16 protein-coding genes and 1 pseudogene are annotated in these 26020 nt (G+C 69.4%); 6 read left to right on the top strand and 11 right to left on the bottom strand.

Annotated elements, in window-relative coordinates; all coding sequences use genetic code 11:
• Positions 1 to 72: 72 nt before the first annotated feature.
• The gene (locus ABH935_RS07435) at positions 73 to 963 is read left to right on the top strand and encodes a helix-turn-helix transcriptional regulator (RefSeq protein WP_370377039.1); all 891 of its coding nucleotides are present in this window, start codon (positions 73 to 75) and stop codon (positions 961 to 963) included.
• A 1083-nt stretch (positions 964 to 2046) separates the two neighbouring features.
• Here ABH935_RS07435 and ABH935_RS07430 read toward each other — a convergent pair.
• The 3 genes from ABH935_RS07430 to ABH935_RS07420 all read right to left on the bottom strand — a co-directional run bounded on the left by ABH935_RS07430 (position 2047) and on the right by ABH935_RS07420 (position 4486).
• Positions 2047 to 2817, bottom strand: coding sequence for an ABC transporter permease (locus ABH935_RS07430; RefSeq protein ID WP_370377038.1), 771 nt, complete (start codon positions 2815 to 2817; stop codon positions 2047 to 2049).
• Between the two features lie 7 nt (positions 2818 to 2824).
• Positions 2825 to 3829, bottom strand: a complete 1005-nt coding sequence (locus ABH935_RS07425) for an ATP-binding cassette domain-containing protein (protein ID WP_370377037.1) — start codon at positions 3827 to 3829, stop codon at positions 2825 to 2827.
• A 114-nt stretch (positions 3830 to 3943) separates the two neighbouring features.
• On the bottom strand, positions 3944 to 4486 hold the full coding sequence (locus ABH935_RS07420) for a GbsR/MarR family transcriptional regulator (RefSeq protein WP_370377036.1): 543 nt from the start codon (positions 4484 to 4486) through the stop codon (positions 3944 to 3946).
• Between the two features lie 181 nt (positions 4487 to 4667).
• Here ABH935_RS07420 and ABH935_RS07415 point away from each other — a divergent pair, with 181 nt between their 5' ends.
• The gene (locus ABH935_RS07415) at positions 4668 to 5885 is read left to right on the top strand and encodes a hypothetical protein (protein WP_370377035.1); all 1218 of its coding nucleotides are present in this window, start codon (positions 4668 to 4670) and stop codon (positions 5883 to 5885) included.
• 100 nt (positions 5886 to 5985) lie between these two features.
• Here the strand turns inward: ABH935_RS07415 and ABH935_RS07410 are convergent, their stop codons facing one another.
• Positions 5986 to 8850, bottom strand: coding sequence for a BTAD domain-containing putative transcriptional regulator (locus tag ABH935_RS07410; RefSeq protein ID WP_370377034.1), 2865 nt, complete (start codon positions 8848 to 8850; stop codon positions 5986 to 5988).
• 221 nt (positions 8851 to 9071) lie between these two features.
• Here ABH935_RS07410 and ABH935_RS07405 point away from each other — a divergent pair, with 221 nt between their 5' ends.
• Positions 9072 to 10181 (top strand): hypothetical protein, encoded by a 1110-nt coding sequence (locus tag ABH935_RS07405; RefSeq protein WP_370377033.1) that lies wholly within the window; start codon positions 9072 to 9074, stop codon positions 10179 to 10181.
• Positions 10182 to 10826: 645 nt separating this feature from the next.
• Here ABH935_RS07405 and ABH935_RS07400 read toward each other — a convergent pair.
• Positions 10827 to 11765: pseudogene (locus tag ABH935_RS07400) on the bottom strand (endo-beta-N-acetylglucosaminidase H); the annotation flags it as partial.
• Positions 11766 to 12082: 317 nt separating this feature from the next.
• On the opposite strand from ABH935_RS07400, the gene ABH935_RS07395 reads away from it, so the two are divergent.
• Positions 12083 to 13357: a hypothetical protein gene (locus ABH935_RS07395; protein WP_370377271.1), complete on the top strand. Its 1275-nt coding sequence runs from the start codon at positions 12083 to 12085 to the stop codon at positions 13355 to 13357.
• Here ABH935_RS07395 and ABH935_RS07390 read toward each other — a convergent pair.
• Positions 13338 to 13592 carry a hypothetical protein gene (locus ABH935_RS07390; protein WP_370377032.1) on the bottom strand — a complete coding sequence of 85 codons (255 nt, stop codon included), beginning with the start codon at positions 13590 to 13592 and terminating at the stop codon, positions 13338 to 13340. The two genes, ABH935_RS07395 and ABH935_RS07390, sit on opposite strands and share 20 nt — an antisense overlap.
• A 146-nt stretch (positions 13593 to 13738) precedes the next feature.
• Positions 13739 to 15409 carry an ArnT family glycosyltransferase gene (locus ABH935_RS07385; RefSeq protein WP_370377031.1) on the bottom strand — a complete coding sequence of 557 codons (1671 nt, stop codon included), beginning with the start codon at positions 15407 to 15409 and terminating at the stop codon, positions 13739 to 13741.
• A 515-nt stretch (positions 15410 to 15924) separates the two neighbouring features.
• Between ABH935_RS07385 and ABH935_RS07380 the strand changes: the two genes are divergently transcribed.
• Complete coding sequence (locus ABH935_RS07380) at positions 15925 to 18327, top strand: ricin-type beta-trefoil lectin domain protein (protein ID WP_370377030.1); 2403 nt, start codon at positions 15925 to 15927, stop codon at positions 18325 to 18327.
• Positions 18328 to 18418: 91 nt separating this feature from the next.
• On the opposite strand, the gene ABH935_RS07375 is transcribed toward ABH935_RS07380, so the two are convergent.
• The gene (locus ABH935_RS07375) at positions 18419 to 19249 is read right to left on the bottom strand and encodes a hypothetical protein (protein ID WP_370377029.1); all 831 of its coding nucleotides are present in this window, start codon (positions 19247 to 19249) and stop codon (positions 18419 to 18421) included.
• Between the two features lie 367 nt (positions 19250 to 19616).
• Between ABH935_RS07375 and ABH935_RS07370 the strand changes: the two genes are divergently transcribed.
• On the top strand, positions 19617 to 22784 hold the full coding sequence (locus ABH935_RS07370; RefSeq protein WP_370377028.1) for a GH92 family glycosyl hydrolase: 3168 nt from the start codon (positions 19617 to 19619) through the stop codon (positions 22782 to 22784).
• A 383-nt stretch (positions 22785 to 23167) separates the two neighbouring features.
• Here ABH935_RS07370 and ABH935_RS07365 read toward each other — a convergent pair whose 3' ends face one another.
• The 3 genes from ABH935_RS07365 to ABH935_RS07355 form a co-directional block, all read right to left on the bottom strand.
• Positions 23168 to 23932, bottom strand: a complete 765-nt coding sequence (locus tag ABH935_RS07365; protein ID WP_370377027.1) for a hypothetical protein — start codon at positions 23930 to 23932, stop codon at positions 23168 to 23170.
• A gap of 309 nt (positions 23933 to 24241) precedes the next feature.
• The gene (locus ABH935_RS07360) at positions 24242 to 24895 is read right to left on the bottom strand and encodes a response regulator (protein ID WP_370377026.1); all 654 of its coding nucleotides are present in this window, start codon (positions 24893 to 24895) and stop codon (positions 24242 to 24244) included.
• Positions 24896 to 24899: 4 nt separating this feature from the next.
• Positions 24900 to 25988: a sensor histidine kinase gene (locus ABH935_RS07355; RefSeq protein WP_370377025.1), complete on the bottom strand. Its 1089-nt coding sequence runs from the start codon at positions 25986 to 25988 to the stop codon at positions 24900 to 24902.
• Between the last annotated feature and the right edge of the window lie 32 nt (positions 25989 to 26020).

Genomic DNA, 26020 nt, shown 5'->3' with positions numbered 1-26020 from the left:
GAGAAGGTCGCCTTTATAGGGGGTACGACCTCGACCCCCCTCGCGCCGTGACCAGCGGCTACCGTGAAAGACATGGACCAGCAGCCCGGAAACCGCGAGGAGATCCGGCACTTCCTTGCCAGCCGCCGCGCCAAGATCACCCCGGCGCAGGCGGGACTGCCGACCAGCACCCGACGCCGGGTCGCCAGACTGCGGCGTGAGGAAGTCGCCGTCCTGGCCGGCGTGAGCACGGAGTGGTACACGCGGCTGGAGAAGGGCCACATCGGCGGCGTGTCCGACGAGGTCCTGGACGCTGTCGCTCGCGCCCTGCACCTGGACGACGACGAGCGCACCTACCTGTTCGACCTGGCCCGGTCGTCGCGGCCCAAGAGCCGCACGCCGTCGCGCCGCAGGGACGTCGAGGTCCCGCCCCGGGTTCAGTGGCTGCTCGACTCCATGACGATGTCCTCGGCGTTCGTCCGCAACGGCCGCACGGACGTCGTCGCCGCCAACCCGCTGGCCCGAGCCCTGCACGCACCGATGTTCGACAGCACCACCGCCGACCGCCGCGGCCGCCCCAACATCGCCCGCTACATCTTCCTCGACGCCAGCGCACGCGACTTCTTCGTCGACTGGGACGCCGCCGGCAACGCCACCGCCGCCCTGCTGCGCGCCGAGGCCGCACGCGAGCCCCACGACCGGGCCCTGCGCGAACTCATCGGCGAGCTGTGCACCCTCAGCCCCGAGTTCCGCAGCGTATGGGCCGCGCACAACGTCCTGATCCGCCACGACGGCGTGAAACGGCTCCAGCACCCCGACGTCGGCCACTTGGAACTGACCTTCCAGTCCCTCGACCTGCCCCTGTCCGGCCGAGCCGAGCACACTCTGATCACCTACACAGCCGAACCCGGCACCGCGTCCGAAGACCAGCTCAAACTTCTCGCCAGCTGGGCGGCCACGCAGTCCCGGGCGATCTCGCCCTGACTTTCCGGCAGGATAGAAACGGCGCTGCTGACCTGTGTGTGGGTGCTGGTGGCGGGTGCGGTTTGTTTGTGGGTTGACAGTCAAGGGCGTTTTCTTACGGCTTCGCACTGGTTTAAGAAGGATCCGCTGGGTGGCGCAGTTCGGTGGTGTGCCTGGCGTCGCGTTGGCGGCTGGCGGTGGTGCTGGGCACGATCGCGCGCGGGTCCGAGTCACTGCGCACGCGTCAGGTAGGCGGGCGGCGGCCGCGTTTGGTGGGCGCCTGAAGTCAAGAGCAGGCGCCTCCGGCGGGGGCACTCCAGACTCTGAGGGATCCGGGACAACCCCGCCTGTGGTGTGGACGGGGTCCACTGGGTGGCCACAGGTGGCGGTGAGCCGTCGAGCCGGAGGTGCGGGAACCTTTCCCGCAGGCGGGGTTGTCCCGGGTTCCCCGTCGCGTCGGCGGGCGTAGCCACGCTGACCGGACAGCCGGTGTCAAGCCGAACGCGACAGCACCACAGCAACAGCGATCCGGCTTGATACCGGCTGGCCGGTCTGCTTCCGTGAGGCGACGACGTGACGGGGAACCCGGGACAGAGGCGACCACAAGCAGCGTCCGCCGGCAAACAGCGCGACCCCCCCTCCCCGGAGCGAGTGCCGCTCGCCGCGCAGGCGCCGCCGGAGGCCCTGTCTTTGACTCTTGGCACCCACCAAACGCGGCCGCCACCCGCCAGACCAAACGCGTGCGCAGTGACTCGGACCCGCGCGCGGTCGTGCACACGAACACCGCCAGCCGCCAACGCCACGCCAGGCACACCACCGAACTGCGCCACCCAGCGGATCCTTCTTAAACTCGTGCGAAGCCGTAAAAAGCTCCTAAAATCCACCAACAAACCGCACCCACCACACCCCAGCCACCCACACCCACACCCACACCCACACATCAAGCAGGGCCGCCGATAAAAGCGGCAGCCGAAACACATATCCCCCAACACGGAGGAGCTCGCGGCGGCATGTTCTGGATCCCCGCCGTCGCAGGAGCCTGATCGGGCACCAAGAAGACCGGGCCGAACGGAGTCGGCCCGGTCTTCTTGTGCTTCCACCGGCCTACGCCGCGGTCTTCTTGTTGAACAGCGACCGCGACCAGAGGTAGCCGACCAGGGCGATACCCGCGAGCCAGACCAGCGAGATCCAGGCGTGGTCGCCGACCGGGGTGTCCATCATCAGGCCGCGCAGGGTGTCCTCGATGTGGGTCATCGGCTGGTTCGAGGTGAAGGCCTGCAGCCAGCCGGGCATGGTGCTGGTCGGCACGAAGGCCCCGGACAGGAACGGCAGCATCGACAGCAGCGAGGCCGTGCTCGCCGCGCCGGAGGCGTTCGGCGCTCCCAGCCCGATCGCCGCCGAGAGCCACGCCACCGCGTACAGCATCAGCAGGATGATGCCGACGGCGGCGAGCCAGCGCAGGGGATTGGACGTCGGCCGGAAGCCGATTGGCAGCGCGATCACCACCACCAGGGCGATGCCGGTGAAGGTGCGTAGTGTACTGCCGATGACATGCCCCGACAGCACCGAGGACCGGTGGACGGCCATCGTGCGGAACCGGTCGATGATGCCCTCGCTCATGTCGCTGTTCACAGCGGTGGCGGTGGCACTGGCCGAGTAGCCGGCGCCCATCAGGATGATGCCGGGCACGACGTAGTCGATGTACTTGACACCGTGGGTGTTCAGCGCGCCGCCGAAGCCGTAGTTGAACAACAGCAGGACGATCAGCGGCAGCAGGATCGTCATGATCAGAGTGGACGGGTTCCGCGCGGTGTGCTTGAGCACACGGCCGGTCTGTGTGCGTACGTCGGTGAACGCGTAGTTGAGGGCACTCACGGCTTCGTCACTTCCCCGCTGTCGCGTTCTCCGGCGCCACACCGCTGTGCCGCGCGTCTTCGTCAGGCTGCTGCGGTACCTCGGTGCCGGTGAGGGCGAAGAAGACGTCGTCCAGGTCCGGGGTGTGGATCGCGAGCTTGTCGACCGTGATGGACAGCCCGCTCAAGCGGTCCAGCAGGGAGCGCAGCTCCTCGACGCGCCCGTCGCTGGGCACCTGCAGGCTCAGCTTCTCGGTGTCCGGCGTGCCGTCGGCCACCGCCGCGGCGGCCGCGTCCAGCTGCTGCTGGTCGGCGAACCGCAGCGTGATGTGGCCGCCCAGGATCATGCTCTTGAGCTGGTCCGGCGTGCCCTCGGCCACCAGCTTGCCGTGGTTGAGCACGGCGATCTGGTCGGCGAGCTGGTCGGCCTCCTCCAGCAGCTGGGTGGTCAGGAAGATGGTCATCCCGTCCGCGGCCAACTCCCGCACGATCTCCCACAGGGTGCGGCGGCTGCGCGGGTCCAGCCCGGTGGTCGGCTCGTCCAGGAAGATGATCCCCGGCCGCCCGACCAGGCTCATCGCCAGGTCCAGCCGCCGCTTCATGCCCCCGGAGTAGGTGACGGCGTACTTGTCGGCGGCGTCGACCAGATCGAACCGCTCCAGCAGCTCATCGGCCCGGCTGCGGATCTCCGGCTTGGGCAGCCGGTTCATCCGGGCCATCAGCAGCAGGTTCTCCCGGCCGGTGAGCAGCTTGTCGACGGCCGAGAACTGGCCGGTGACCGCGATCGAGCGGCGCACCCCGTCGGGGTCGGTCTTCAGGTCGTGCCCGGCGATGATGACCTCGCCGCCGTCGGCGGGAATCAGGGTCGACAGGATCCGCACCGTCGTCGTCTTCCCGGAGCCGTTCGGCCCGAGCAGCGAGAAGATGGTGCCGGCTTGGACGTTCAGGTCTATGCCGTCCAGGACGACGTGCTTGGCGAAGGACTTACGCAGCCCGTTCACCACGATCGTCGGCGGAGATGACGCGGTGGTCACAGTTCCTCGTTTCCTGGTCTGGGACGTGTTTCATCGGCCCGCGGCGGGAAAGTCTCCGAACCGGGGCTACGTTGCAGGCCTTGCGATCGAGGTGTGCCTCTGGGCGGCGGCGCTCTAGGCCGGCTTCGGACCCTGGCGCGGCCGCCCTCCAAGCGGGTTCTGCTCCGGCATGTCAGGAAGCTTCCCTTCGGCGCGCAACTTGTCACGGCGCACCCGCCACTCGTCGCGCAGTTCGGGAAGCCGCTCGGAAAGGAAGTCGGCCAGGGCGGCGAGCTCTTCCAGGACCGCCCGCCGGATCGACGAGTCGTCAGGCAGCAGAGCCAAGCCCTCCCGCATCAGCTCCGCCTGCTCACGATGGATGGTGGCGTCAAAGCCCTTGGGCTCGATCCGAGCCGGATCGATGCTGAAGTGGTCGACCCGCTCACCGGCCGTCCGCGACCGCTTCAGGAGCTGGTAGGCCTCCAAAAGCTGGATCGCGCCGGTGATGGCGCTCCGGCTCGCCATGAGCGCCTCGGCCAGCCCCGCGATCGTCTGCTGCGGCGGATCACAAACGATGAGGTAGCCGAGAAGCCTGCCCGCCATCGGCGGAAAGCCGTACTGACGGGCGTAGAAGCGACCCGCGTGGTCGGCGAAGATCAGTTCGGCGTCGTTGGGCACATCACTGACACTACAGCTATGACTGAGATGACACAACTTTCTGTCATCTCAGTTCTTGATTTCTTGACTGGCACATCCGTTCAGAGTGGGCAGCCGCATCGCGCGTCCAGACCGTGTCCAGAGGGCCTGGAGAGCGGTCGGCGAGCATCGGCTCGACGGCTTCATTCCAAGGGGGATGCCCATGATCAACCTGTTCTCGTCGACCCGTTCGTCGCGGCGGCGGTCGGCGGCGCTCGCGACAGCCGGCGCCGTGACCTTCCTGAGCGTGCTGCCGTTCGCGCAGGCCGCGCAGGCGGCGTCGGGGTTCCAGCGCGCCGCGTACTTCGTCGGTGCGGACGGCAGTCTCGACGTCTTCGGCAGCAACAGCGACGGGGTCTGGTCCAAGGCGGTGCCCATGACTCCGGCCAAGAGTGCGCCGGCCGGGGCGCCGGTGACCGCGGTTCGTGGGCCCTCGGGACGTCTCCTCGCCTACTACGTCGGCGTCGACGGGGCCGTGTACGAGTCCTGCGGCGCGGTTCGGGGATCCTATGCGGCCGTCACGGGATCCGGGTTCGCGACGGCCGGCGCCCCGGTGTCGGCCACGCTCATCGGCCGAGAGGTCCACCTGACCGTCGAGTCCGCCGGCGGCTTCAACTCCGCCACCGACGACGACCCCCCGATGTGCGGCACCGGCGTCCACTGGTGGGGCCCCGGACCGCACCCGAAGTGGTGGACCGTGGGCGGCGACTTCGCGACCGTCGGATACACCGACGGCGAAGTCGGCGTCTTCCAAGCCGGCAACGACGGCGCGGTCCACGCGCTGTGGGGCACGGCCGCCGGGCAGTGGCAGGAGGCCCAGCTCACCGCTACCGGCATCGCGGCCCCCGGCGCAGGCCTGGGCGCAACGGTGAACTCGGCTGCCGGCGCGGGAATCCGCGCTGCGGCCGCGAGCCTGAACGCCGCGAGCCCGAACGCCGCCTCGCCGACGCCGGGCGCCACCTCGATCTTCTACGCCGGGCGCGACGGGCACGTCAACGTCGAGCATCCGGCGACCGGCGGCCTGTCCGACCAGCCGGTAGCGCTGCCCGGCGACCCCGAGCCGGCACCGTGGAAGGCCCACATCGGGGCCCTGTCGGCCGCCGACGGGACGACTCAGGTCGCTTACATCTCCTCAACGGGCGCCCTGTTCGTCGCCGGCACCGTCAACGGGCAATGGCAGGTGCCCAAGCAGGTCAGCGGCTCCGGGTTCGGCATCGCGGGCAGCTCGGTCGGCGTGGCCGGCCTCGGCGGCGACGACATCGACGTCATCTACTGCGGGACCCCGCCCGGCCACATCCACATCGGACCCGGCGGACCGGTCTACACCCAGCCGGCCCTCGGATCGGTGGTCGCGGGCACGGTCACCGCAGCCGCGCAGTAAGCGGTAGCGGTCCGGAGGCCGATACCCCTGGAGCTCCTACGACACGTCGGCGGAAGCGGAACCGGGCGCCGTGCCGACGACCTGGCCGGGAACGGGACACCTACCCGTTCCTGGCCAGGCCCGCGAGCTGTGCACGAACGTCCGCGGCGGCCGGCGCGTCGAGCTCGTCGAACAGGTCCAGGGCCCGGCTCCACTGCCGCCGCGCCTCGACCGTCCTGCCGATGGCCTGATGAATGTGTCCGAGACAGTCGAGGGTCTCGGCCTCGCCGTAGCGATCCGCGGTGTCGCGCCGCGCGGCCAGGGCCTCCTCGCAGCGCTGCAACGCCTCCTCATAACGGCCCATGGACTGGTACGTGCGGGCCAGGTTGTCGAGCACGTTGCCCTCCATCCCCCGGCTTCCGAGATCCTGAAAGATCTCCAAAGCCTGTCGCTGACAGGCGATGCTCTCCTCGAACCGGCCCGCGTCCCGATAGCGTTCCCCCAGATTCGCCAGCGCGATCCCGGTACCCGCCCGGTCGCCGGACTCCCGGAAGATCTCCAGCGACTGCTCCAGGCAGGTGATGCTCTCCCCCATCTCCCCCAGCCGCCGGTAACTGTTGCCGAGGTTGGTCAGCACTCCGGCCTCCCCGCTGCGGAAACCGATCTGGCGCATCAGATCCAGAGCCCTGCGATAGTGGCCGATCGCCTCGGCGTACTCGCGCAGATCGTGACAGCAGGCGCCGAGGCCCACCAGAATCCTGGCCTCGGCCAACGGGTCGCCGGCCCGGCGGGCGCAAGGCAGAGCCAACTCGTAGCACGCGACCCAGTCGGCCCACAGGCGCCTGGTCTCGAAGAAGCCCCACAGGTAGCGGGCTATCTGCCAGCCCTGATGATCGAGTCCGTACTCACCCGCCGCGCGCACCAGCGGGACCAGGCCGGCGCGCTCCGCGTCGAGCCAGGCGAGCGCCGCGGCGCGGTCGTCGAACCGATGTGCCGAGCGGTCGTCGGGGGGTCGGTCGGCCCGGTCCAGGCGGTGCGGCCGGATCAGTTCCTCGGCGTTGTCCACGGTGAGCACGTAGAAGTCGAGCAGCCGCTCCATCGCGGCCCGCCTGGCCGACTCGCTCTCCTGCGCACGGCACTGCCGGGCCGCGAAGACGCCGAGCAGGTCGTGGAAGCGGTAGCGTCCGGCCCTGGACTGGTCGAGCAGATGGGCGTCGACGAGATCTTCGAGTGCTTCGTCGGTGTCCCGGACATCCGCCCCGGCGAGCGCCGCGGCGGCCCGCACCGTGAACTCCGGCCCCGGGAACAGGCCGAGCAGACGGAAGATCCGCTGCCGATCAGGGGTCTGCGATTGGTAGGAGAGGCCGAACGCCGCGGCGACACTCCGGTCCTCGACGCGCAGCTCCGCCAGCCGGCGGTCCTCGTCGCCGAGCCGGTCGAGCAGGTGCGCGATGCTCCAGGCCGCGCGGTGGCGCAGCCGGGCGCCGGCGATCTGGACGGCCAGCGGGAGGTTGCCACAGATCCGCACGACGGCCGCCGTCGCCTCCGGCTCGGCGGCCGGTCGGACGTCGCCGGCGGCGAGCGCGAACAGGGTCGCGGCCTCGGCGGCGGGCAGCACGTCGAGGCTGAGGAACTCGCAGTCCTGCAGGCCGGGCAGCCGCCGGCGGGCCGTGATGAGGACGAGCGACCCGGCCGTGCCCGGCAGCAGCGGCCGCACCTGGGCCGCGCCGGAGGCGTTGTCGAGCACCAGCAGCATCCGGCGATCGGCGAGCTCGGCCCGCCACGTCGCGGCCCGCTCCTCCGCCTCGACCGGTATCCGGTCCCCGGGTACCCCGACCGCGCGCAGCAGTCTGTCGAGCGCGGTCGCGGCGGTCAGCGGCTCCTGGCCGACGGTGTGCGCGTGCAGGTCGAGGTAGAGCTGGCCGTCGGGATAGTCGTCGGCCAGACGGTGCGCCAGACGGACGGCGAGGGAGGTCTTGCCCACGCCCGCCATGCCGTCGATCGCGAAGACCCGCAGGGGCGGGACCGATCCCGGAACTGCCCCGGTCGCCGGCCTCCGGTCCGCTCGACCGCCGGGACGGTCGATCGAGCTCAGTACCCTGATCATCTCCTGGTCCCGCCCGATGAAGCCCTCGATGTCCCGAGGAAGGTTTCGACGAGCAGCGGCGGGCGCTCGCACTGTCGCCTCAACACGCGTCTCAAGCGTCAAAGCGGGGTCGGCGACGAGGATCCTCTGTCGCAGTTCCCGCAGAGCCGGTCCGGGGTCGAGGCCGAGATCGCGGGCGCACGCCTCGCGGGCCCGGTCGAAGGCCGCGAGGGCGTCGGCCTGGCGGCCCGCGCGGTAGAAGGCGAGCATGAGTTGCGACCAGGCGCGCTCCCGCAGGGGGTACTCCCTGGTCATGGTCCGCAGGTCGCCGATCACCGCCGCGTGCCGGCCCCGCGCCAGGACCACGTCGATCCGGTCCTCGACCACGCCGAGCCGCACCTCGGCGAGCCGGTCCCGCTGGGTGGCGGCGAACGGTCCCGGCACGCCGCCGAGCGCGGCGCCGTCGAAGAGCCCGAGCGCCTCGTCGTAGTGGCGTTCCGCCTCCGCGAGAGCGCCGGTGCCCACGGCCGTTCGGGCCGTCTCGACGCACCGCTCGAAGCGCGCGAGGTCTATCGCGTCGGACGCGGCCCGCAGCAGATAGCCGGACCCGCGCGACTCGATGACGCGTCCGGGCGAGCGATGCCCGCGCCCGGGTTCGAAGGCCCGGCGCAGCCCTGCGACATAGGTATGGACGCCGCCCTCGGGCCGGGTGGGCAGTTCCTCGCCCCACAGCGCGTCGATGAGCTCGGCCCGATAGACGACGTGGTTGCTGCGGAAAGCGAGTACGGCGAACAAGGCGCGCTGCAGCGGCGGGCCGAGCTCGATCTCGCGGTCCCCGGCGAACGCCCGCAGCGGGCCGAGCACTCTGACGGCAAGTTCCTGGTCTGTTGCCGCGTCCAAGGCTGTCACCCCAGGACGGGACGATACTGGCGCCGGTGCCGACGCTTCAACCAGCGGCGGCAAAGGCATCCAGACGTTATGCAGAGCGCGGTGCCAGCATGGCCCGGCTCGGTGTATCAGAGATCTTTCAAGGGGGGAGCGGCACAGTGACCGGGGGAACATCACAGAATCGCAAGCGATGGCGGATCAGGGCGGCGGCGTTTCTCGCGGCCCTCGGAATCGTGGCGGCACCGCTGTCGGCGGCAGCCGCGGAACCGGCCGCGCGACCGGCGGCGGCGAAGCCACCGGCGAACGCCTATTTCGTGGCGTCGAACGGCACCGTTTACGGCTACGGCCGCAACGTCGACGGGACTTGGCTGCCGGCCGTCCCGGTGGGCACCAGGATGACGGCTCCGCCCGGAGCACCGATCACCTCGGCCCGTATGTCGGACGGAACACCGGTCGCCTTCTTCGTCGGCGACGACGGTGCGATCTGGGGTGGTTGCAGATCCCTGTGGCGCATGACCGTAGCGAATCTCCTGAAGCCCGGCACCCCTGTGACAGTGGCGGTCACCCCGAACGCCACGATGCTCGTGTTCTCCGACGGCCAGGGCCAATGGTCCGACGTCCACGTCGAGTCGGAGATCCACCACCCGTGCGACGTCCCCGGAGGCCCTCCCCCGCCGATCAACGCCGAGCCGCTGCCGGGCACCGGGCACGTCCCCGGCGGCACCATCGCCGCGACCGGCCTGGCGGACGGCGAGATCGGCGTGTTCGCGGTCGACGTCGACGGAGCCGTCCACGCCACCTGGCGCGCCCCGGACGGCGACTGGAGCGACACGGCGCTCACCGCAAACGGGGCCTCGCTCCCGGGTGGCGGCATCGCGGCAACCGTGTCGGCGACCGACGGCAGCGTGACACTCTTCTATTCCAACCGCGCCGGCCAGGTTGTCCTGGCCCAAGTCGCCGAGGGAGCGGGCCTGCGGGCCGACCCGACGCCGGTCCCGTGGGCGGTGGCGAAGATCCCCGAGGGCGCCGCACTCGCAGCCGTGAGCAGCAGCCTGGGCACCGACGTCTCGTACATCGCGCAGGGCGGCACAGCCATCGACCTCCAGACCGACACGGCCGATGGATGGAAGAACGCTGTGACGCTGAGCCCGGCCGGCTTCGCGAAGGACGGCAGTCCGGTCGCGGTGACGGCGAGCGCCGACGAGGTCGACGTCTACTGCGGCACCGCCCCGGGCGTCCCCGGCCACTTCGGCGTCCCACCGCACACCCGCGGAGACGTCAGTTGGCGGCCGGCCGGCGCCGCGGGCCTCGTCCCGCCGATGGGAGTGATCACAGCCTCGTGATCGTCCGAACGGTGTACCGTTGCGGCCGACTTCGTGTCGGGAGTCGGCCGCAACGGGCCATCGCTATGCGGTGATGGCGAACACGTGCAACTGGCCCTGGTTGGCAGAGCTCGGCAGGGTGACGCTCTTGACCGTCTTCCCCGCGTGCAGGGAGATGGCGCTGGTGGCGAACACCTTGGTGGCGACGCCGTCGCGGCCGCCGGAGGTGGTGTCGCGGTAGGCAGTGCTGATCGCGACCGTGTTGCCCGACTGGACCGAGGCGCTGCCGCCGTTGAGCGTCCAGTCCGAGAACGACAGGGTCACGTTCTGGCTCGTGCCGTCGGTGAAGTTCACCTTCGCGGTCCCGGTGGAGGGTCCGTTGGTGGCGGCGCCCAGGAAGGCGATGCTGCCGGAGGTGCCCGCTCCCGTTATCGCGACCGTCTGGCCTGCGGCCTGGTAGTTGTCCGGTGTCCCGGCGGCCACGTTCGGCCAGGTGAAGGTCTTCCCCGACGCGGTGATCCGGGAGCCCGGACTGATGCCGGCGGAGGCGAGTGCCTGGGATGAGTAGGCCCAGCCGACGCCGTCGAAGTTCGGTCCCGTCGAGCCGTCGCTGGCGATGCCTGTGTTGTTGTACGTCGCCGTGCCGCCTCCGCCCCCGCTGCTCTTGTAGAGGGCGGCGCTGCCGTACAGCGCCTGGGTGAAGGACGAGATGTACGCGCTGGCGTCCGTGTCGGGCAGGTTGTAGGTGTTGAAGACCCCGTAGCCGTTGCTCACGGTCTGCTGCGCCAGGCTGGTCGCGGTCGACGAGTCCGTGTTCTGAATGTCTATCGCCGCCGGGGCGAGCTGCGCCTTCGTCATGCCGGGCACGCCCGGCACCCCCCACGTGCCGTAGTAGGGGTTCCAGCTGTAGTTGATCAGGCTGCCGACGTTGATCCCGTTGTAGGACAGCGAGGTCGAGGCCGGGCCGATGTAGTACAGGGAGATGATCTTGTTCGGCAGATCGTTGCGCAACGCCTGGACCAGGTACGGGAACGACCACGCGTTCGGCTGTCCGGTGCCGTTCGTGCCGTAGTCGGCGTATTCGTCGTCGAAGTCGATGCCGTCGAGGCCGTAGGTGGTCACGGCGTTGGACAACAGCGTGGCGAACGCCGCCGCGCTCGCCTGATCGGGGAAGTTGGCGAAGCCGGCGCCCTGGTGGTTTCCGAGGATGGACAGCAGGACCTTGATTCCCTTGGCCTGCAGCGGCGCGATCTCGGTCGCGGCGTTGTCCAGCACCGCCTGCACCTGCGGATTGAAATACAGGGTGGCTTTGGTGCCGTCGTAGTTGATGTTCGCGGCGAAGATGATGGCGATGTCGAACACGTTGGCCCCGTTCGAGGCCAGCGTGTAGTTCCCAGCGCTGGTGATGCTGTTGGTGTTGACCTCGACGTAGGCGGTCGTGATCGGACCGGACTTGGTGGCGGCCGGGGCCGCGGCACCCGCGGCCGCTGCGGCCGAGGTGCCCGCCTGGGCCCGGACCACCGCCGATGACGTCCCGAGGACGGCGACGGCGAGACCGGCGTCGCGCAGCAAGCGGCGGCGGGTGAGCTGCGGACTGTCGTTCATTGACATCTCCTTGTAGTCCAGTCTGCTGATTGCCTGTGCGCATTCCGGGTGGTGCCGCCGAGGGAGGTAAACCGCTCAAGCAAGGGCACTATCCACCCGGTGACGGACTGGGTCAAGAGCCTGAACCGGCTGGAAATCCGCTCCGATCCCGGCCGAAGACCGGCGAGGTGCGGCACGCCGCGTTCGGGTAGCGTGCCACCGTGACGACACCCGAGTACCCGCTCGACCGCCCGGCCGGCGGTGAGCCAGGAGCTCCGGCCGGCCCACCGCGCACTCAGCGCACTCAGCGCCCCCAGCCTCCCGAGCGCGCCCAGCAGATCGTCACCGCGGGCGTCCTGGGCGCCCTGGCTGGCGCCGCCCTCGGCAGCCACCGCGGGCGGCGCGGGACCGTACTGGGCGCGCTCGCCGGGGCGGTCGGCCTCGGCACGGTCGAGGCGGTGGCCCGGGCGCGACAGCGGCCCGGGCAGATCCCGGCCTGGTGGGCGCGCGTCGCCGCCAGCGGCGCGATCGCGGCGCCGGTCGGCTGGGCCGCCGGCCGGGCGACGGGCGCCGGACCCGTGGTGGTCGGCACCGCCGCGGGGGCCGTCGCCGGAGGTCTGGGCCTGCGCCCGCAGAAGGTCGCGCTCGGACCGGTGCTGGGCGCCGCGATCGGCCGCGGGCTGGCCACCCGGCCCGGGCTCAAGGCGCCGGCGGTGGTGGCCGCGGCGGTCGTGGTGGGCTTCCGCACGGTGTCGGCACTGGTGTTCCGCGATCCGCAGGTCAGCCTTCTGGCGGAGCGCGTCACCGCACGCGACCTGCCGTTCGTCGTACCGCTGGAGTCGCGCACGCGGTACGTCGGCACCGGATACGTCCGCGATCTCGCGGAGGTCCTCGGCGGCGTCTACGTCCCCGACACGGAAGACGTCGGCATCGTCGCCTCCCTCGACGAGTTGGAGGGTCCGGACTTCGCCCCGTCGAAGGCAGACCCCCTGGTGCGCGAGTTCTACGAGCACACCACCCGGTTCACCTTGGACATCGTGCCGGAGTGGCGCACGTGGGTCCGGCCGGGCTACCTGCTCTACCGCACCCTGCTGGCCCGCCCCCTCGGCCAGGCGAACGTGCCGATGAACCAGCGCGAGACGCTGCGCGGAATCCGCAGCCGGATCGACACGATCGTGCACCCGGACGACGACATCGTGGCGGTCCGCGGCTGGATCCGCTCCTTCGCGGACAACGACGAGCCCATCTACATGGGCATCTACACCACCTACCGGAACGCCGGCCGCGGCTACGTCAGCGTCGGGTTCCCCCTGCCCCAGGCCAGTTTCACCGCGACGCTGCTGCCGAAAGCCCGGCCGGACGGCGGCCTGGTCCTGACCAGCCGCAGCGACCTGGACCAGCCTGGCCACTACCTGACCTACATCGACTCGCAGTCGCGCGAACTGACCAGCGCCGCGGTGCACGGCTTCGCCGAGCAGCTGGACGTCTACGTCCAGGACGGGGAACTGCGCGCCGAACACGCCTTCTGGGTGTTCGGCCTACCGTTCCTCGTCCTGCACTACCGCATCCAGCGCAAGCCGAAGGCCGGGCGCCTCACCGCAGGTGGGAGCTGACGACGACGACCAGGACTGCCAACCCGAGCAGCCGCCTGAAGTAGTTCACCCCCTGCGTCAGCTCCAGGTAGGCCCAGGTGAACAGAAAGGCCGAGCTGACGAATTCTGCTGCGCTGCGCCAGTGGCCGCCGCCGGAGATCCCGGCGAGGGCGGCGAAGACCAGCCAGCCGATCAGCGGGAGGTTCGGCCACTGCGCGAGGACGACTCTGCCGTCGGCATCCCGCCAGAACCTCATACGGTCGGCCGATTCCGTTTCGCCAGAGGCCGTCGCTGCCGGACGAATCGCGATGATGGAAGCACCTTCTTTCTCGGCTGCCCACGGTCGTGCGGGTAGAGGCCGCATCTGAACACTAGGCCGTGCTAGATCTCCACTCGGATCCTCTAGTGACAGACCGTCTCAGCTGTCCGGTACACGTAAAGCGACTGCTGCGGGCCCATGAAGCCGAAGCGGCGGTATTCGGGAGTCGCGTCGAGAGTCCAGCCGGCTTGTTGCTGAGGGCTCGCGGCGACGACGTAGCACGGGTGGTCGTGTCCGAATGCCGGGCTCTTCACATAGATGCCGGGTTCGGCGTTCGGGTCCATCGCCTTCTTCCCGTCCGGGGAGTGCCAGGCCGTCCAGTCGAGGCCGGCGTCGACGTGGTCGGCGGAGGCCTTGTGGCCGGCGACTATCGACTGGGCGGTGTGCCAGGTGGCGGCGTCGAAGGTCAGTGCGTTGACCGTGATCGAGCCGGTGACGCCGGCCAGGAGGGCGCCGGCGAGGGCGGCGAGCGGGATTCGCGGGCGGGCGATCGGCTCGGCGCGATGGAGCGCGATCGCCAGGAGCGGCACGGTGAGTGGGAGCAGGTAGCGGTCGAAGAGGATCCAGTGCTCGGAGAGTTCGAGCATGATGGAGCCCGCGGTCACCAACGCGAACACGAGCACTTCTTTACGGAGCGTGCGGACGCGCGCGAGCACCAGGCCGATGAGCAGCGCGCTGGCGAGACAGCCGAGCGGCAGCAGCAGGTCCCATATCGGCCGGGGGAAGAGATTGGCGCGTAAGCCGAGGAACGCCGGGCTGTAGGCGCCGTTGGGCTGCAGATAGTTCTGCGGGAGGACGACCGCGCCCCGGTAGACCTCGTAGGCGAACCAGACCCCTGCGACGAGCGAGATCCCCTGCACCGGCCGCGACCAGGCCCACGGCCGCGCCGTCAGCACCACCACGGGACTGAGCGCGAGCGCGAGGTAGAGCCAGCCGCCGGCGGCCGTGAAGAGCACGTAGTGCCAGCCGGGAAACTGCGCGAGGGTCACCGCGGGCGGCTCGGCGTTGGGTACGGTACGGCGCCAGTGTTCGAAGACGAGTGCTCCGACCGCCATCGTCGTGCCGAAGCCGAGCAGCCAAGCCAGCTTGGCGGGCCGCAGCAGGTCCCGCTTCCACAGCGCCGCCACGTACACGCCGACGATGGCCGCGATGGCCTGCTCGCGAATGGTGAAGCCCCAGAAGCCCGTCACCGACGCCGCCAAGAAGAGCGGAACGGAGGCCCGATCAAGCGCTCGCCGACCGATGGCGAGCGTCACCGTCACCGCGGCCAGCGCAGGAATGTCGGTCATGAACGACGTGGACAGCAGGCCGAAGCCAGGCCAGCACACCAGCACGAGGACGCCGACCGCGGCGCGTCGGCGCCCGCCGACCGCGCGCAGGATGTCGAAGACGGCCCAGAGCGCGACAACCGCGAGGACACCGATATAGGCGTCCTGAACCAGGATCCAGCGGCCCGCCTTCCACAAGGGGATGAACTGGCCGACCAACGCCATCGAGTTCCAGTTGAACAGGTGGACGCGGCCGGTACGCGCGAAGATCTCGACGGCCCGGCTGAAGCACCAACTGTCGTTGTGCGGTATAGACAGGCTGCCGGTCCACGCCGAGACGAGAAACGGGAAGCCGATACCGATCGCCGCTGCGAACCCCAGAAGGATCAGCGTCGAGCGCTCCCAACCGCCGCGCAGCACACCCGTATCCGACTGCGTGTCCTCGTCCAAGACGGCGACAGCAGCGGTCCCCCGAAGCTGGAACACGCCTCACCCTCCCATGAGGCCCGACTTCGACACCACTGTTCGCTTCGGTCGCGCTGTGAGGCCGCACGCACACTGCCCACCAATGTGAACGTTCTCATCCCACGCGTCGAGGTGAGTATCCGATCGTCTCAGACCACTGTCAAGGGCCGCCTGCCGGTCCGGGGGCGGCTCGGCGTGGTGAATCACGTTGAAATCCGGGAAGTTGGTTCCGGACTATTGACAAAACCGCGCAAGAGTAATCACGATGCGACACGGTGACTCACCGCCGGTCGACCGCCCACCTCCGGCCCGGCGCGAGTATCCAAGCACCCTGCGACATCGCGGCACGCATCGATCCGCCGGCTGACAGGACCCTGATTCAGCACCGGCCGGCGGCCGATCCGCCGTGCCCCCGCCGGCATCGGCCCTGACGACCGGCGGCGGCGGTCCAACCGCGGTCCGCGTGCGGTCCGTCGCCTCATGTCTGCCGTTCGGCAGCGCATCACCGTGGCCGACCCGTCCCGAAAGGAAGATCGATGAGCGCAACCCGCACCCGACGATTCAGACGACTGTGGCCTCTTGCCCTCGCCGCACTGCTGGCTTCGATGTTCTTCGTCGCCGCCAGCCCCAGTCCCGCGCGCGCCGCGACGTCCACCACGATCTCCGTGAACGGTGCCGGCGGTGGGCGGACCTTCGACGGTATCGGTGCCATCAGCGGCGGCGGTGGCAACTCGCGGCTGCTGCGGGACTATCCGGCGGCTCAGCAGGCGCAGATCCTGGACTACCTGTTCAAGCCCGGCTATGGCGCCGACCTGCAGATGTTGAAGCTGGAGATCGGCGGTGACGCCAACTCCACGGACGGCTCGGAGCCGTCGATCGAGCACACCCGCGGCGTGATCAACTGCAACGCCGGGTACGAGTTCTGGCTCGCCCAGCAGGCCAAGGCGCGCAACCCCAACATCGCCTTCTACGGCCTGGCCTGGGCCGCACCGGGTTGGATCAACGGCGGGTTCTGGTCCACCGACACCATCAACTACCTCATCAGCTGGCTCGGCTGCGCCAAAGCCGACGGAGTCCCGGTGTCCTACCTCGGCGGCTGGAACGAACGCGGCTTCGACGCGAACTGGTACATCAACCTGCGCACCGCGTTGGACAACGCCGGCTACGGCAGCGTGAAGATCGTCGCCGACGACAGCGGCTGGGACGCCGCGGACGCCGCAGCCTCCAACCCCGCGTTCAACAACGCCGTGTCCATCTGGGGCGCGCACTACCCCTGCGCCGGCGGTGACGGCGGCAGCGCCGACACCTGCTCCAGCGATCCGGCCGCGCAGCAGAACGGCAAGCCGCTGTGGGCCAGTGAGAACGGATCGCAGGACATGAACACCGGCGCACCCGCGCTGATCCGCTCCATCACCCGCGGCTACATCGACGCCAAAATGACCAGCTACTTCAACTGGCCGCTGATCGCCGCGATCTACCCGAACCTCCCCTACGCCACAGTAGGTCTGATGACCGCCGGATCACCGTGGTCGGGTGCCTACTCGGTCGGCGCCAACACCTGGGCCACCGCGCAGGTCACCCAGTTCGCGCAACCCGGCTGGCAGTTCCTGGACGCCGGATCCGGTTACCTGGGCGGCACGGAGTCCAACGGCTCCTACGTCACCCTGAAGTCGACGAACAACACTGACTACACCACGATCATCGAGACGACGACGGCCAGCGCTGCCCAGACCGTCACCATCAACGTCAGCGGCGGCCTGTCCACCGGCCCGGTGCACGTCTGGTCGACCGACGTCACCAGCCCGAGCAGCGGCTCGGCCCTGGTCCACGCCCAGGACATCACGCCGTCGAACGGCTCCTACTCGCTGACCGTCCAGCCGGGGTACGTGTACTCGATCACCACGACGACCGGCCAGGGCAAGGGCACCGCGACGGCTCCGGCGAACGCCGCCCTCGCCCTGCCGTACAGCGACGACTTCGAGTCCACCGCGACCAACACCGAGGCCCGCTACTTCTCGGACATGCAGGGCTCGTTCGAGGCCCGGCCGTGCACCGACGGCCGTTCCGGGCAGTGCCTGCAGCAGGTCACCCCGGTCATGCCGATCGAGTGGCAGAACGACTCCGACGCCTTCTCCCTGCTCGGCGACCAGACCTGGTCCAACTACACCGTGCAGGCCGACGTCGACCTGCAACAGGCCGGCACCGCCGAACTGCTGGGCCGGGCCGGCACGCAGTCGCGGCCGCAGGGAAACCAGGACCTGTACAAGTTCCGGGTATCGGACACCGGGGCCTGGTCGATCGTCAAGAACTATGCCAGCGGCGCGGCCACCACCCTGGCCAGCGGCACGACCACGGCCCTGGGCACCGGCCGGTGGCACACCGTGGCCCTGGGCTTCCAGGGCACGCAGATCACCGCCACCATCGACGGCGGCACCGTGAGCACCGTCAACGACGGCACGTTCCTGTCCGGGCAGGTCGGTATCGGCGTCGTCGGCTACCAGACCGACGAGTTCGACAACCTCACCGTCATCCCGGGCAGCGGCACGGCCCAGCCCCCGACCGGGCCGATCACCTCCGGCATCGCCGGCAAGTGCCTGGACGACAACACCGGCTCCGCGGTCAACGGCACCAAGGTCCAGATCTGGGACTGCAACGGCAGCGGCGCGCAGCAGTGGACGTACACCGGCGGGACGCTCCAGATCAACGGCAAGTGCCTCGACATCACCGGGGCCGGGACCGCCAACGGCACCCTGGCCGAGATCTGGGACTGCAACAACGGCGGCAACCAGCAGTGGGAAGCCGTCGGCAACACGCTGGTCAATCCCTCGTCCGGCCGCTGCCTCGACGACCCGGCGTCCAACACCACCAACGGCACGCAACTTGAGATCTGGGACTGCAACGGCGGTCTGAACCAGCGATGGACGCTGCCTTCGAGCTGAGGCAGGCAGACCTGTGAACGTCGGTGCCGCGCGTACTCCCCCGTGGGCGGACGCGCGGCACCGACGCGCGGCACCGACGTCCGGCAGCGCCTCAGGTCGGAAGACGCCACCTGATGCCCTGCACGCCGGTCAGCAACGAGGTCCCGATGAGGTGGACTGTGTGATGGCTGTTGACCTCAAGGGCCGTCGTGGGACGGATCGGCTTGTACAGATCGCTTTGGACGAAGGCGTGACAGGCCACCGGCAGTGCGGCCGGATCGAAGACGATCTCCATGATGTACTGCTCGGTGCGGTGGCGTACCGCGTGGGCGAGCAAGGAGCTGGGCTCTCCGGTGGGATTGGTCCAGCGGTACTCCAGCAGCCAGGTTTCGTTCGCCTTCAGGCGCTGGCCGAATCGGAGTTCGGCGACCATCACCGGTTCGTGCGCGTGCCACCGAACGTGCCCGACCGTGCAGTTGGCGACGGCTTCGAGGTCGATGCGGTTCAGGTCCGAGCCCGGGTCGGCGAAGTGCCGCAGGACGTAGCCGTCGACGCCGTCGCGACGGGCTCTCACCACCATCCGTGACGCGATCCGCCAGATCTGCCCGGCCTCGTTGACCCAAGCGCGGTCGTGGTGCGACAGCACATCGACAGTTCGCTCGCGGGCTCCGGGCCACTCGTCGAGCAGCTCGCCCAGTGCACCGTGACGCTCGCTGAGCTCGGTGCGCGGAATGAGGTCGGTCAGCGTTTGACGGGGCAGTCCGAGTATCTCTTCCAAAGCCTGGACGGCGGGTACCGAGGCGGGCCGTGCCTTGCCGTGCTGCCAGTCGCCCAGAGTGGACACTCCGACCGGGTATCCGAGCGCTGCGAGACGTTTGCAGACCACCTGCAGAGTCAGCCTTTGGTGCCGGATCGCCGTGCGGAGCAGGTCATGGAAGCTCACCAAAGTACGGTCCGGAATTCCGGACCCATCGCGGACGGTCCCCTGGGGGCTAGGCATATATCGATCCCTGGTATCCGTGACTCGATCACACAGGAAGCACAAAATTCGAACGTTTATAAGCATGTATCTGAACGGGAGTAAACGCTACCGCACCAGGGCCGTCAAGAGACTCCGGACCTGACCTTCCGGCGCTACGCCGGCCGGAAGGGGGAGTGTAGACAGTCGTGCAGCGACCGTCCATATCCCTTAAGGCTCCGGATATTCGGATATTGCGACGGATCCCAGGCCGTCACAGGATTCCAACCAGCCTGTGAACGCCCGCCGATCCGGCCCGCCCCACGGAGGTCTGCCCATGTCACGTCGGCCCATGTCACGTCCATCGGTCCGGTACAGACTCGGCAGGCGCGCACGCCATGCCCTCGGCACGTGTCTGAGCCTGGCGCTCATCGTCACGGCCGCGCTCGCGGGGCCGCAGGCGGTGCGCCAGGCGTACGCGGCGGTCGCCGACCCCGCCAGCATCGTAAATACCCTGATAGGTACGCAGAACCACGGCGAGACCGTCCCGGGAGCGGCGACGCCCTTCGGGATGGTGCAGTGGAGCCCGGAGAACACGGCCGGGGACCAGACCCGGGAAGTGGAGCCGGGCGGGTACAGCTACGACTACACGAAGATCCGCGGCTTCAGCCTCACCCACCTGTCCGGCACCGGGTGCGCGGGTGCCTCGGGCGACATACCGTTTCTGCCGATCACCTCTTCGGTGTCCACGTCCCCCAGCTCGGACACCTCAGACGCCACTTACGCCAGCGCCTATTCGCATGCGAACGAGACCGCCACGGCGGGCTACTACAAGGTCGGGCTGGATTCGGGCGTGACGGTCGAGCTGAGCGCGACCACGCACACCGGAGCGGGCCGGATCACCTACCCGTCCGGCAGCCCGGCCTCGCTGCTGGTGCGCACCTCCAACTCGGAAGTGGGCAGCAGCGCGGCGGTCACCACCATCGACACCGCGGCGCGCACCATCAGTGGATCGGTGACCAGCGGCAACTTCTGCGGCTACATCAACCCGATCGACCAGCGCAGCTACTACACGCTGTACTTCGTCGCAGCCTTCGACCATCCGATGACCTCCACGGGGACGTGGAACAACGGCAGCGTCACCGCCGGCTCGACGAATGCCTCCGGCGGCACCGGTTGGGATTCCAACGGCTTCCCGGTGGCCGGAAACGGCTCCGGAGGCTATGTCACCTTCGACACCTCCGCGGGCGGCACCGTCGGTGTGCGGGTGGGCATCTCGTACGTCAGCCAGGCCAACGCCCAGGCCAATCTGGACGCCGAGAACCCCGCCGGGACCAGCTTCGACACCGTGCGGCAGCAGGCGCACGACGCCTGGAACACCGCGCTGAACCGGATCAGCGTCAGCGGCGGCACCGGTGACCAACAAGCCACGTTCTACACCGCCCTGTACCACTCCCTGTTGCATCCCAACGTGTTCAGCGACGTCAACGGCCAATACGTGGGCATGGACGAACAGGTGCACTCGGTCTCCGGGGCGCAGAAGGCGCAGTATGCCAACTTCTCCGGCTGGGACGTCTACCGGGACCAGGTGCAACTCGTCACTTTGCTGGAACCGGACGTCGGCGCCGACATGGCCCAGTCGTTGTACAACCAGGCCGGCCAGAACAACGGCGTGTGGGACCGCTGGACGCACAACCAAGGCGGCACCCACGTGATGACCGGCGACCCCGGTCACGCCGCGGTTTCGAGCATCTACGCCTTCGGAGGTACGAGCTTCGACGCCACCGGCGCCCTCGCGTCGATGGTGCACGCCGCCACCACGGTCACGCCCGACGATCTCAGTTCGGCCGGCTGGAACGTGATGGTGGTGGGCGAACGACCCTCGCTCGACAAGTACCTGTCGCTCGGCTACGTGCCCGCCGACAGCAACGCCTGGGGCGGGGCAGGGGAAACGCTGGAAGACGGGGCCGCCGACTTCGGCATATCCACCCTCGCCGGCCGTCTCGGCGACACCTCGACGGCGGCCACGTTCCTCAACCGGGCGCAGGGCTGGAAGAAGGTCTACAACTCGGCCAACGGCGGCTACATCCAGCAGCGCAACTCCGACGGCAGTTGGCCCTCGTTCAGCCCGGACACCGAGGACGGCTTCGCCGAGGGCAGCGCGGCGCAATACACGTGGATGGTCCCTTACAACGTCAACGGGCTGTTCACCGCGATGGGCGGCAACGCCACCGCGGCATCCCGGCTGGACCAGTACTTCCACAACGCGGACGGCACCTGGGCCCTGACCGGCGGCAACGGCACCACCTCCGACCTGAGCAACGAGCCGTCGATCGGCGACCCGTGGCTGTACGACTTCGCCGGGAAGCCGTACCAGACCCAGAACACCGTGCGGCAGGTGGTCGACACGCTGTGGAGCGACACCCCCGCCGGCATCCCGGGGCAGGACGACCTCGGCGCCATGTCGTCGTGGTACGTGTGGGCCGCGACGGGCATGTACCCCCTGGCTCCGGGCCGCTCCGAACTGCTGCTCGGCTCACCGCTGTTCACCCAGGTCGTCGTCCACCGCGGCAACGGCGTGACGATCACCGTCAACGCACCCGCGGCGGCGGCCGGCGCTCCCTACGTCCAGAGCCTCGACGTCAACGGCGCGCCGTCGACCAAGCCCTGGTTGCCGGAGTCGTTCGTCGCCAACGGCGGCACCCTCGACGAAACCCTCGGCACCAGCGCCAACACCTCGTGGGGCTCGGCCGCGTCCGACGCCCCGCCGTCCTTCGACACCGGTTCGGTTCCGAGCAACGACTTCTCGTTGGCGGTGGGTCCTTCGTCGGGTTCGGCGGTGGCTGGTTCTTCGACTACTGCGACGGTGACCACCGCCGTGGTGTCGGGGTCCGCGCAGTCGGTGTCGCTGAGCGCCGGCGGACTTCCCAGCGGCGCGACGGCCTCGTTCAGCCCGTCATCGGTGACCGCCGGCGGATCGAGCACGTTGACGATCTCCACCTCGCCGTCGACTCCTGCCGGCACATACGCGGTCTCGATCACCGGGTCTGCCCAGTCGGCGACACATTCGGCGACCTACGCGTTGACGGTCACCGGCTCCGGCGGCGGGATCTCGAACGGTCCACACACGCTGATCACCTCGGGTAAGGCGCTGGACGATCCGAACCACTCGACGGCCGCGGGTACGCAGCTGATCACCTGGGCCCCAACCGGCGGCGCCAATCAGAGTTGGGTGTTCACGCAGCAGTCGGACGGGTCATATCAGATCACGAACAGCGAATCGAACCTGTGCATCGATGTCTCGGGAGCGTCCACTTCCCCAGGCGCACAGGTGATCCAATGGACCTGTCACGGCGGGGCCAACCAGCACTGGACCGTCACAGCACTCGCAGGCGGCGGCTACACAATCGCCTCGCAGAACGGCGGACTGTTGCTGACCACCGCCTCGACGTCGGACGGATCGCTGGTGACACAACAGGCCAACACCGGCTCGGCCCTCCAACACTGGGCTATCAGCTAAGAACGCGGGCTACGTGACGGGGACTCACGGCCTCGCCGCCGACGCGGCGGTACTTGTCGGCACCACGGTTCTCAGTCCCGGTCTTTTGGGCCGCGGAGCGTGTGAGCAGCTCGGTTTCGCGGCGGGATCGGTGCGGTGAGACGAAGGTCTGGCACCGATCCGGCCGAGCCAGCCGTCGCGCCGGCTCGGGGACTCGGGGACTCGGGGTGCTGGACGCGCCGGACCTCAGCACGCGACGGTCGCCGCCCTGGCCGGTGACCACGTGCTGACGCCGGCCGGTGTGCGACGCCCGGCTACCTCACTGCGGTCAGGCGGTACTGGTGCTCAAGCAGCGGAGCCGCGGGCCGGTTGCGCGTGGCGGCTGCTGCCACAGGGGATACCGATCAGTCGACATCGAGATCCGGCCAATCCTCGGCCCGGTTCGGGGCCGACCTCCGTGCTCGCGCCTTGGCGTACCACTCCTGCGCCTCGGCTCGGCGTCTCGTTCTGTTCAGCACGTCGCCGAGCAGCTCCATCCAATCGGCTTCCAGGCGGTAAGTGTCGTGTCTGTGACTGGAGTCGAGAGCCTTGCGCACGTACGGCTCGGCCAGGTCGGAACGCTGGGTGCGGGTCAGTATTCGCGCGAGGTCGATGCAGGCGAGCGGGTCGGCATCAGCGCGGTCGGCGGCCAGCCGCAGGAAGTGCTCCGCGTCGGCCTGCCGGCCGTCTTGGCGGAGAAGCCATTCGGCGAGTTTGTAAGCGGCTTTCGCGTGACCCCCTTCGGCGGCTTGGCGGAGGTAGCGCTCGGCGTCCGATGTGGCGTCGTCCGAAGGCCGGCTGTCCCCCAGGCGCGTCGCGCCGATGAGGAACGCGGCGTGTGTGTGCCCTGATTCGGCAGCCGCTGTCAGATAGCGCTGCTCCTCAGGCGTCCAGGGATTTCTCTCCTCCGGCCAGACAGGCCTCAACCTTTCGTTGGCCGACAAGCGGGCGAGCGCCACCGCCGCGTCGGCGTGACCCGCGTCCGCCGCGCGGCGGAGATGCAGACGGGCGAGCTCGTACAGCCGCCGGGCCGATCGCAGGTGTATCCGGGTATTGAAATGGTCGCGCCGCAGCTCGACGTAGCGCTTGCCGAGCGCGTACGAGGCTTGCACGTCCCCGCGCTCGGCCACTTTCCGCAGCGATCTTCGCTTCAGAGGCCCCACAGCCGTGTTCTACCCGCGCACGAGGCGGACATGGATGAACGGCCCGCGAACCGCCTTGAAATGGAGCCGCGGCCGGTCACAAACCGCGGTCGAACAGTATGCGTTCTCGCCGGCGGACAGACCGCTCGGGCCGGTCAGCAGAAGCGGGCCGGGGTGGGCGCCCAGCAGGGCGGACCCATCGCGGTCGGATGGATCAGATAGCTGCGACCGTCGGACGCCCCGGTCTTCGTGACCGAAGATGCCGAGTCCCCCGGTCTGCGCCACGAGGTACTAGCGTCAATCAGAACCCACGGTGACCAGGCCGGATTCATACGCGAAGACGACAGCTTGAGCCCGGTCCCGCAGCCCGAGTTTGGTCAACAGGTTGCTGACATGGCTCTTCACCGTGTGCTCGCTGACCACCAACGCGGCCGCGATCTCGGCGTTGGAGCGGCCGCGCGCGATCTGCTGGAGTGTGTCCACCTCGCGTTCGGTGAGCTTGTCCACGTGCCTTCTCAGCGCCGGACGTGGTGTGCCGCGGCTGAGAGCGTCCTGGATCAGGCGCCGGGTGACGGTCGGGGCGAGTAGGGACTCGCCCGCCATCACGAGTCGGGCGGCGCGGACCAGGTCGTCGCGGCGGACGTCCTTGAGTAGGAACCCGCTGGCGCCGGCGCGCAGCGCGTCGTACACGTAGGCGTCGATGTCGTACATGGTCAGCACGAGGACTTTCGCGGCGGTCCGGCGGCAGATCTCGGCGGCGGCCGCGACGCCGTCGACGCCCGGCATGCGGATGTCCATCAGGACCAGGTCCGGGTGGAGTTCCACCGCCTTGTCGATCGCCTCCTGGCCGTCGGCCGCCTCGGCGACGACGGTGATGTCCTCGTGGGCGTCGAGGATCATGACGAAGCCGCTGCGGAACAACTCTTGGTCGTCGGCGACGAGTACGCGCATTCAGCTATCCGATCGGCAACGTGACGGCGACGGTGAAGCCGCTCGGGTCGATGGCCAGGGTCCCTCCGCATGCTTCCACGCGTTCGCGCATCCCGGTGAGGCCGTGCCCCTCACGCAGGCTCGGTGCGCCGTGGCCGTCGTCGCTCACCTCGATGCTCAGCATCCGGTCGTGCCAGAGCAGGCGTAGCCAGGCGGTGCGTGCTTCGGCGTGGCGGAGGGTGTTGGTCAGGCACTCCTGAATGACGCGGTAAGCGGCGATGTCCACCGCGGACGACGTGCGCAGCCGGGTGCCGACTTCTTCGGTGCGCACGTCCAGACCGGCTTGACGCACCCGCTGGACCAAGCTGGTGAGCGCGTCGAGCCCGAGCCCGATCTCGCCGCGCAGTGCGCCGAGCAGCACCCGAAGCTGCCCGATGGCTTCCCGTCCGGTCGCGGAGATCGCCTCGAACGTCGCCTCGGCCTTCGCCGGGTCGTCTCGGACGACCAACGGCCCGGCCTCGGCCTGCACGGTCATGAGTCCGACCGAGTGGGTGACGATGTCGTGCATGTCGCGGGCGATGCGGGCGCGCTCCTCCGCGGCTGCGAGCGCGCGCTCCTCCGCCATCCGCCGGGCGCGCTCCGCCTCCGCGTCGGCGTGCGCCCGCCGCGCCCGGGTGCCGACGCCCAGCGCGTACGCGGCCACGTACTCGGTCGTGACGGCGCGGAAGGTGTCCAGATCGTTGTGCGGCACCGCCAGCGAGACGGCCACGCCGCCGGCCAGCAGCACGATACCGACGACGCGCCACGCCGGCCGGGCCAGCTCCGCGAACGTGTAAGTACACACCAACGGCCCGTACGGGGCCAGCGACAGCGGCTCGCCCGGGGCCGCGTGGTCCGCGAGATCCAGCACCATGATCGCGAGCCCCACCACGAGGCATACCGGGAGGAGCCAGACGCGTCGCCACAGCACCGGGACCGAGCTCAGTACGGTCAGCACCACGGCCCACCACGGCTGGGTACGCGGTACGAACGCGGGCACGAGCGCGGCGGCGGTGACCACGGCGGCGACAGCCGCGTCGACACGCGCGACCCGTATCGCCGCCCCCGCCGACACTCTGCTCTCCCACGCTAGGAACTGCCACGGCC

Source organism: Catenulispora sp. GAS73, from assembly GCF_041262085.1.
GTDB lineage: Bacteria > Actinomycetota > Actinomycetes > Streptomycetales > Catenulisporaceae > Catenulispora.
Note: the sequence above shows the minus strand (reverse complement) of the source record. Positions and strands in the feature narration are given on the sequence as shown.

Coding starts and splice junctions, on each gene's coding strand:
- ABH935_RS07435 (WP_370377039.1), top strand. CDS start 73: ATGGACCAGCAGCCCGGAAACCGCGAGGAGATCCGGCACTTCCTTGCC.
- ABH935_RS07415 (WP_370377035.1), top strand. CDS start 4,668: ATGATCAACCTGTTCTCGTCGACCCGTTCGTCGCGGCGGCGGTCGGCG.
- ABH935_RS07390 (WP_370377032.1), bottom strand. CDS start 13,592: ATGAGGTTCTGGCGGGATGCCGACGGCAGAGTCGTCCTCGCGCAGTGG.
- ABH935_RS07380 (WP_370377030.1), top strand. CDS start 15,925: ATGAGCGCAACCCGCACCCGACGATTCAGACGACTGTGGCCTCTTGCC.
- ABH935_RS07370 (WP_370377028.1), top strand. CDS start 19,617: ATGTCACGTCCATCGGTCCGGTACAGACTCGGCAGGCGCGCACGCCAT.
- ABH935_RS07360 (WP_370377026.1), bottom strand. CDS start 24,895: ATGCGCGTACTCGTCGCCGACGACCAAGAGTTGTTCCGCAGCGGCTTC.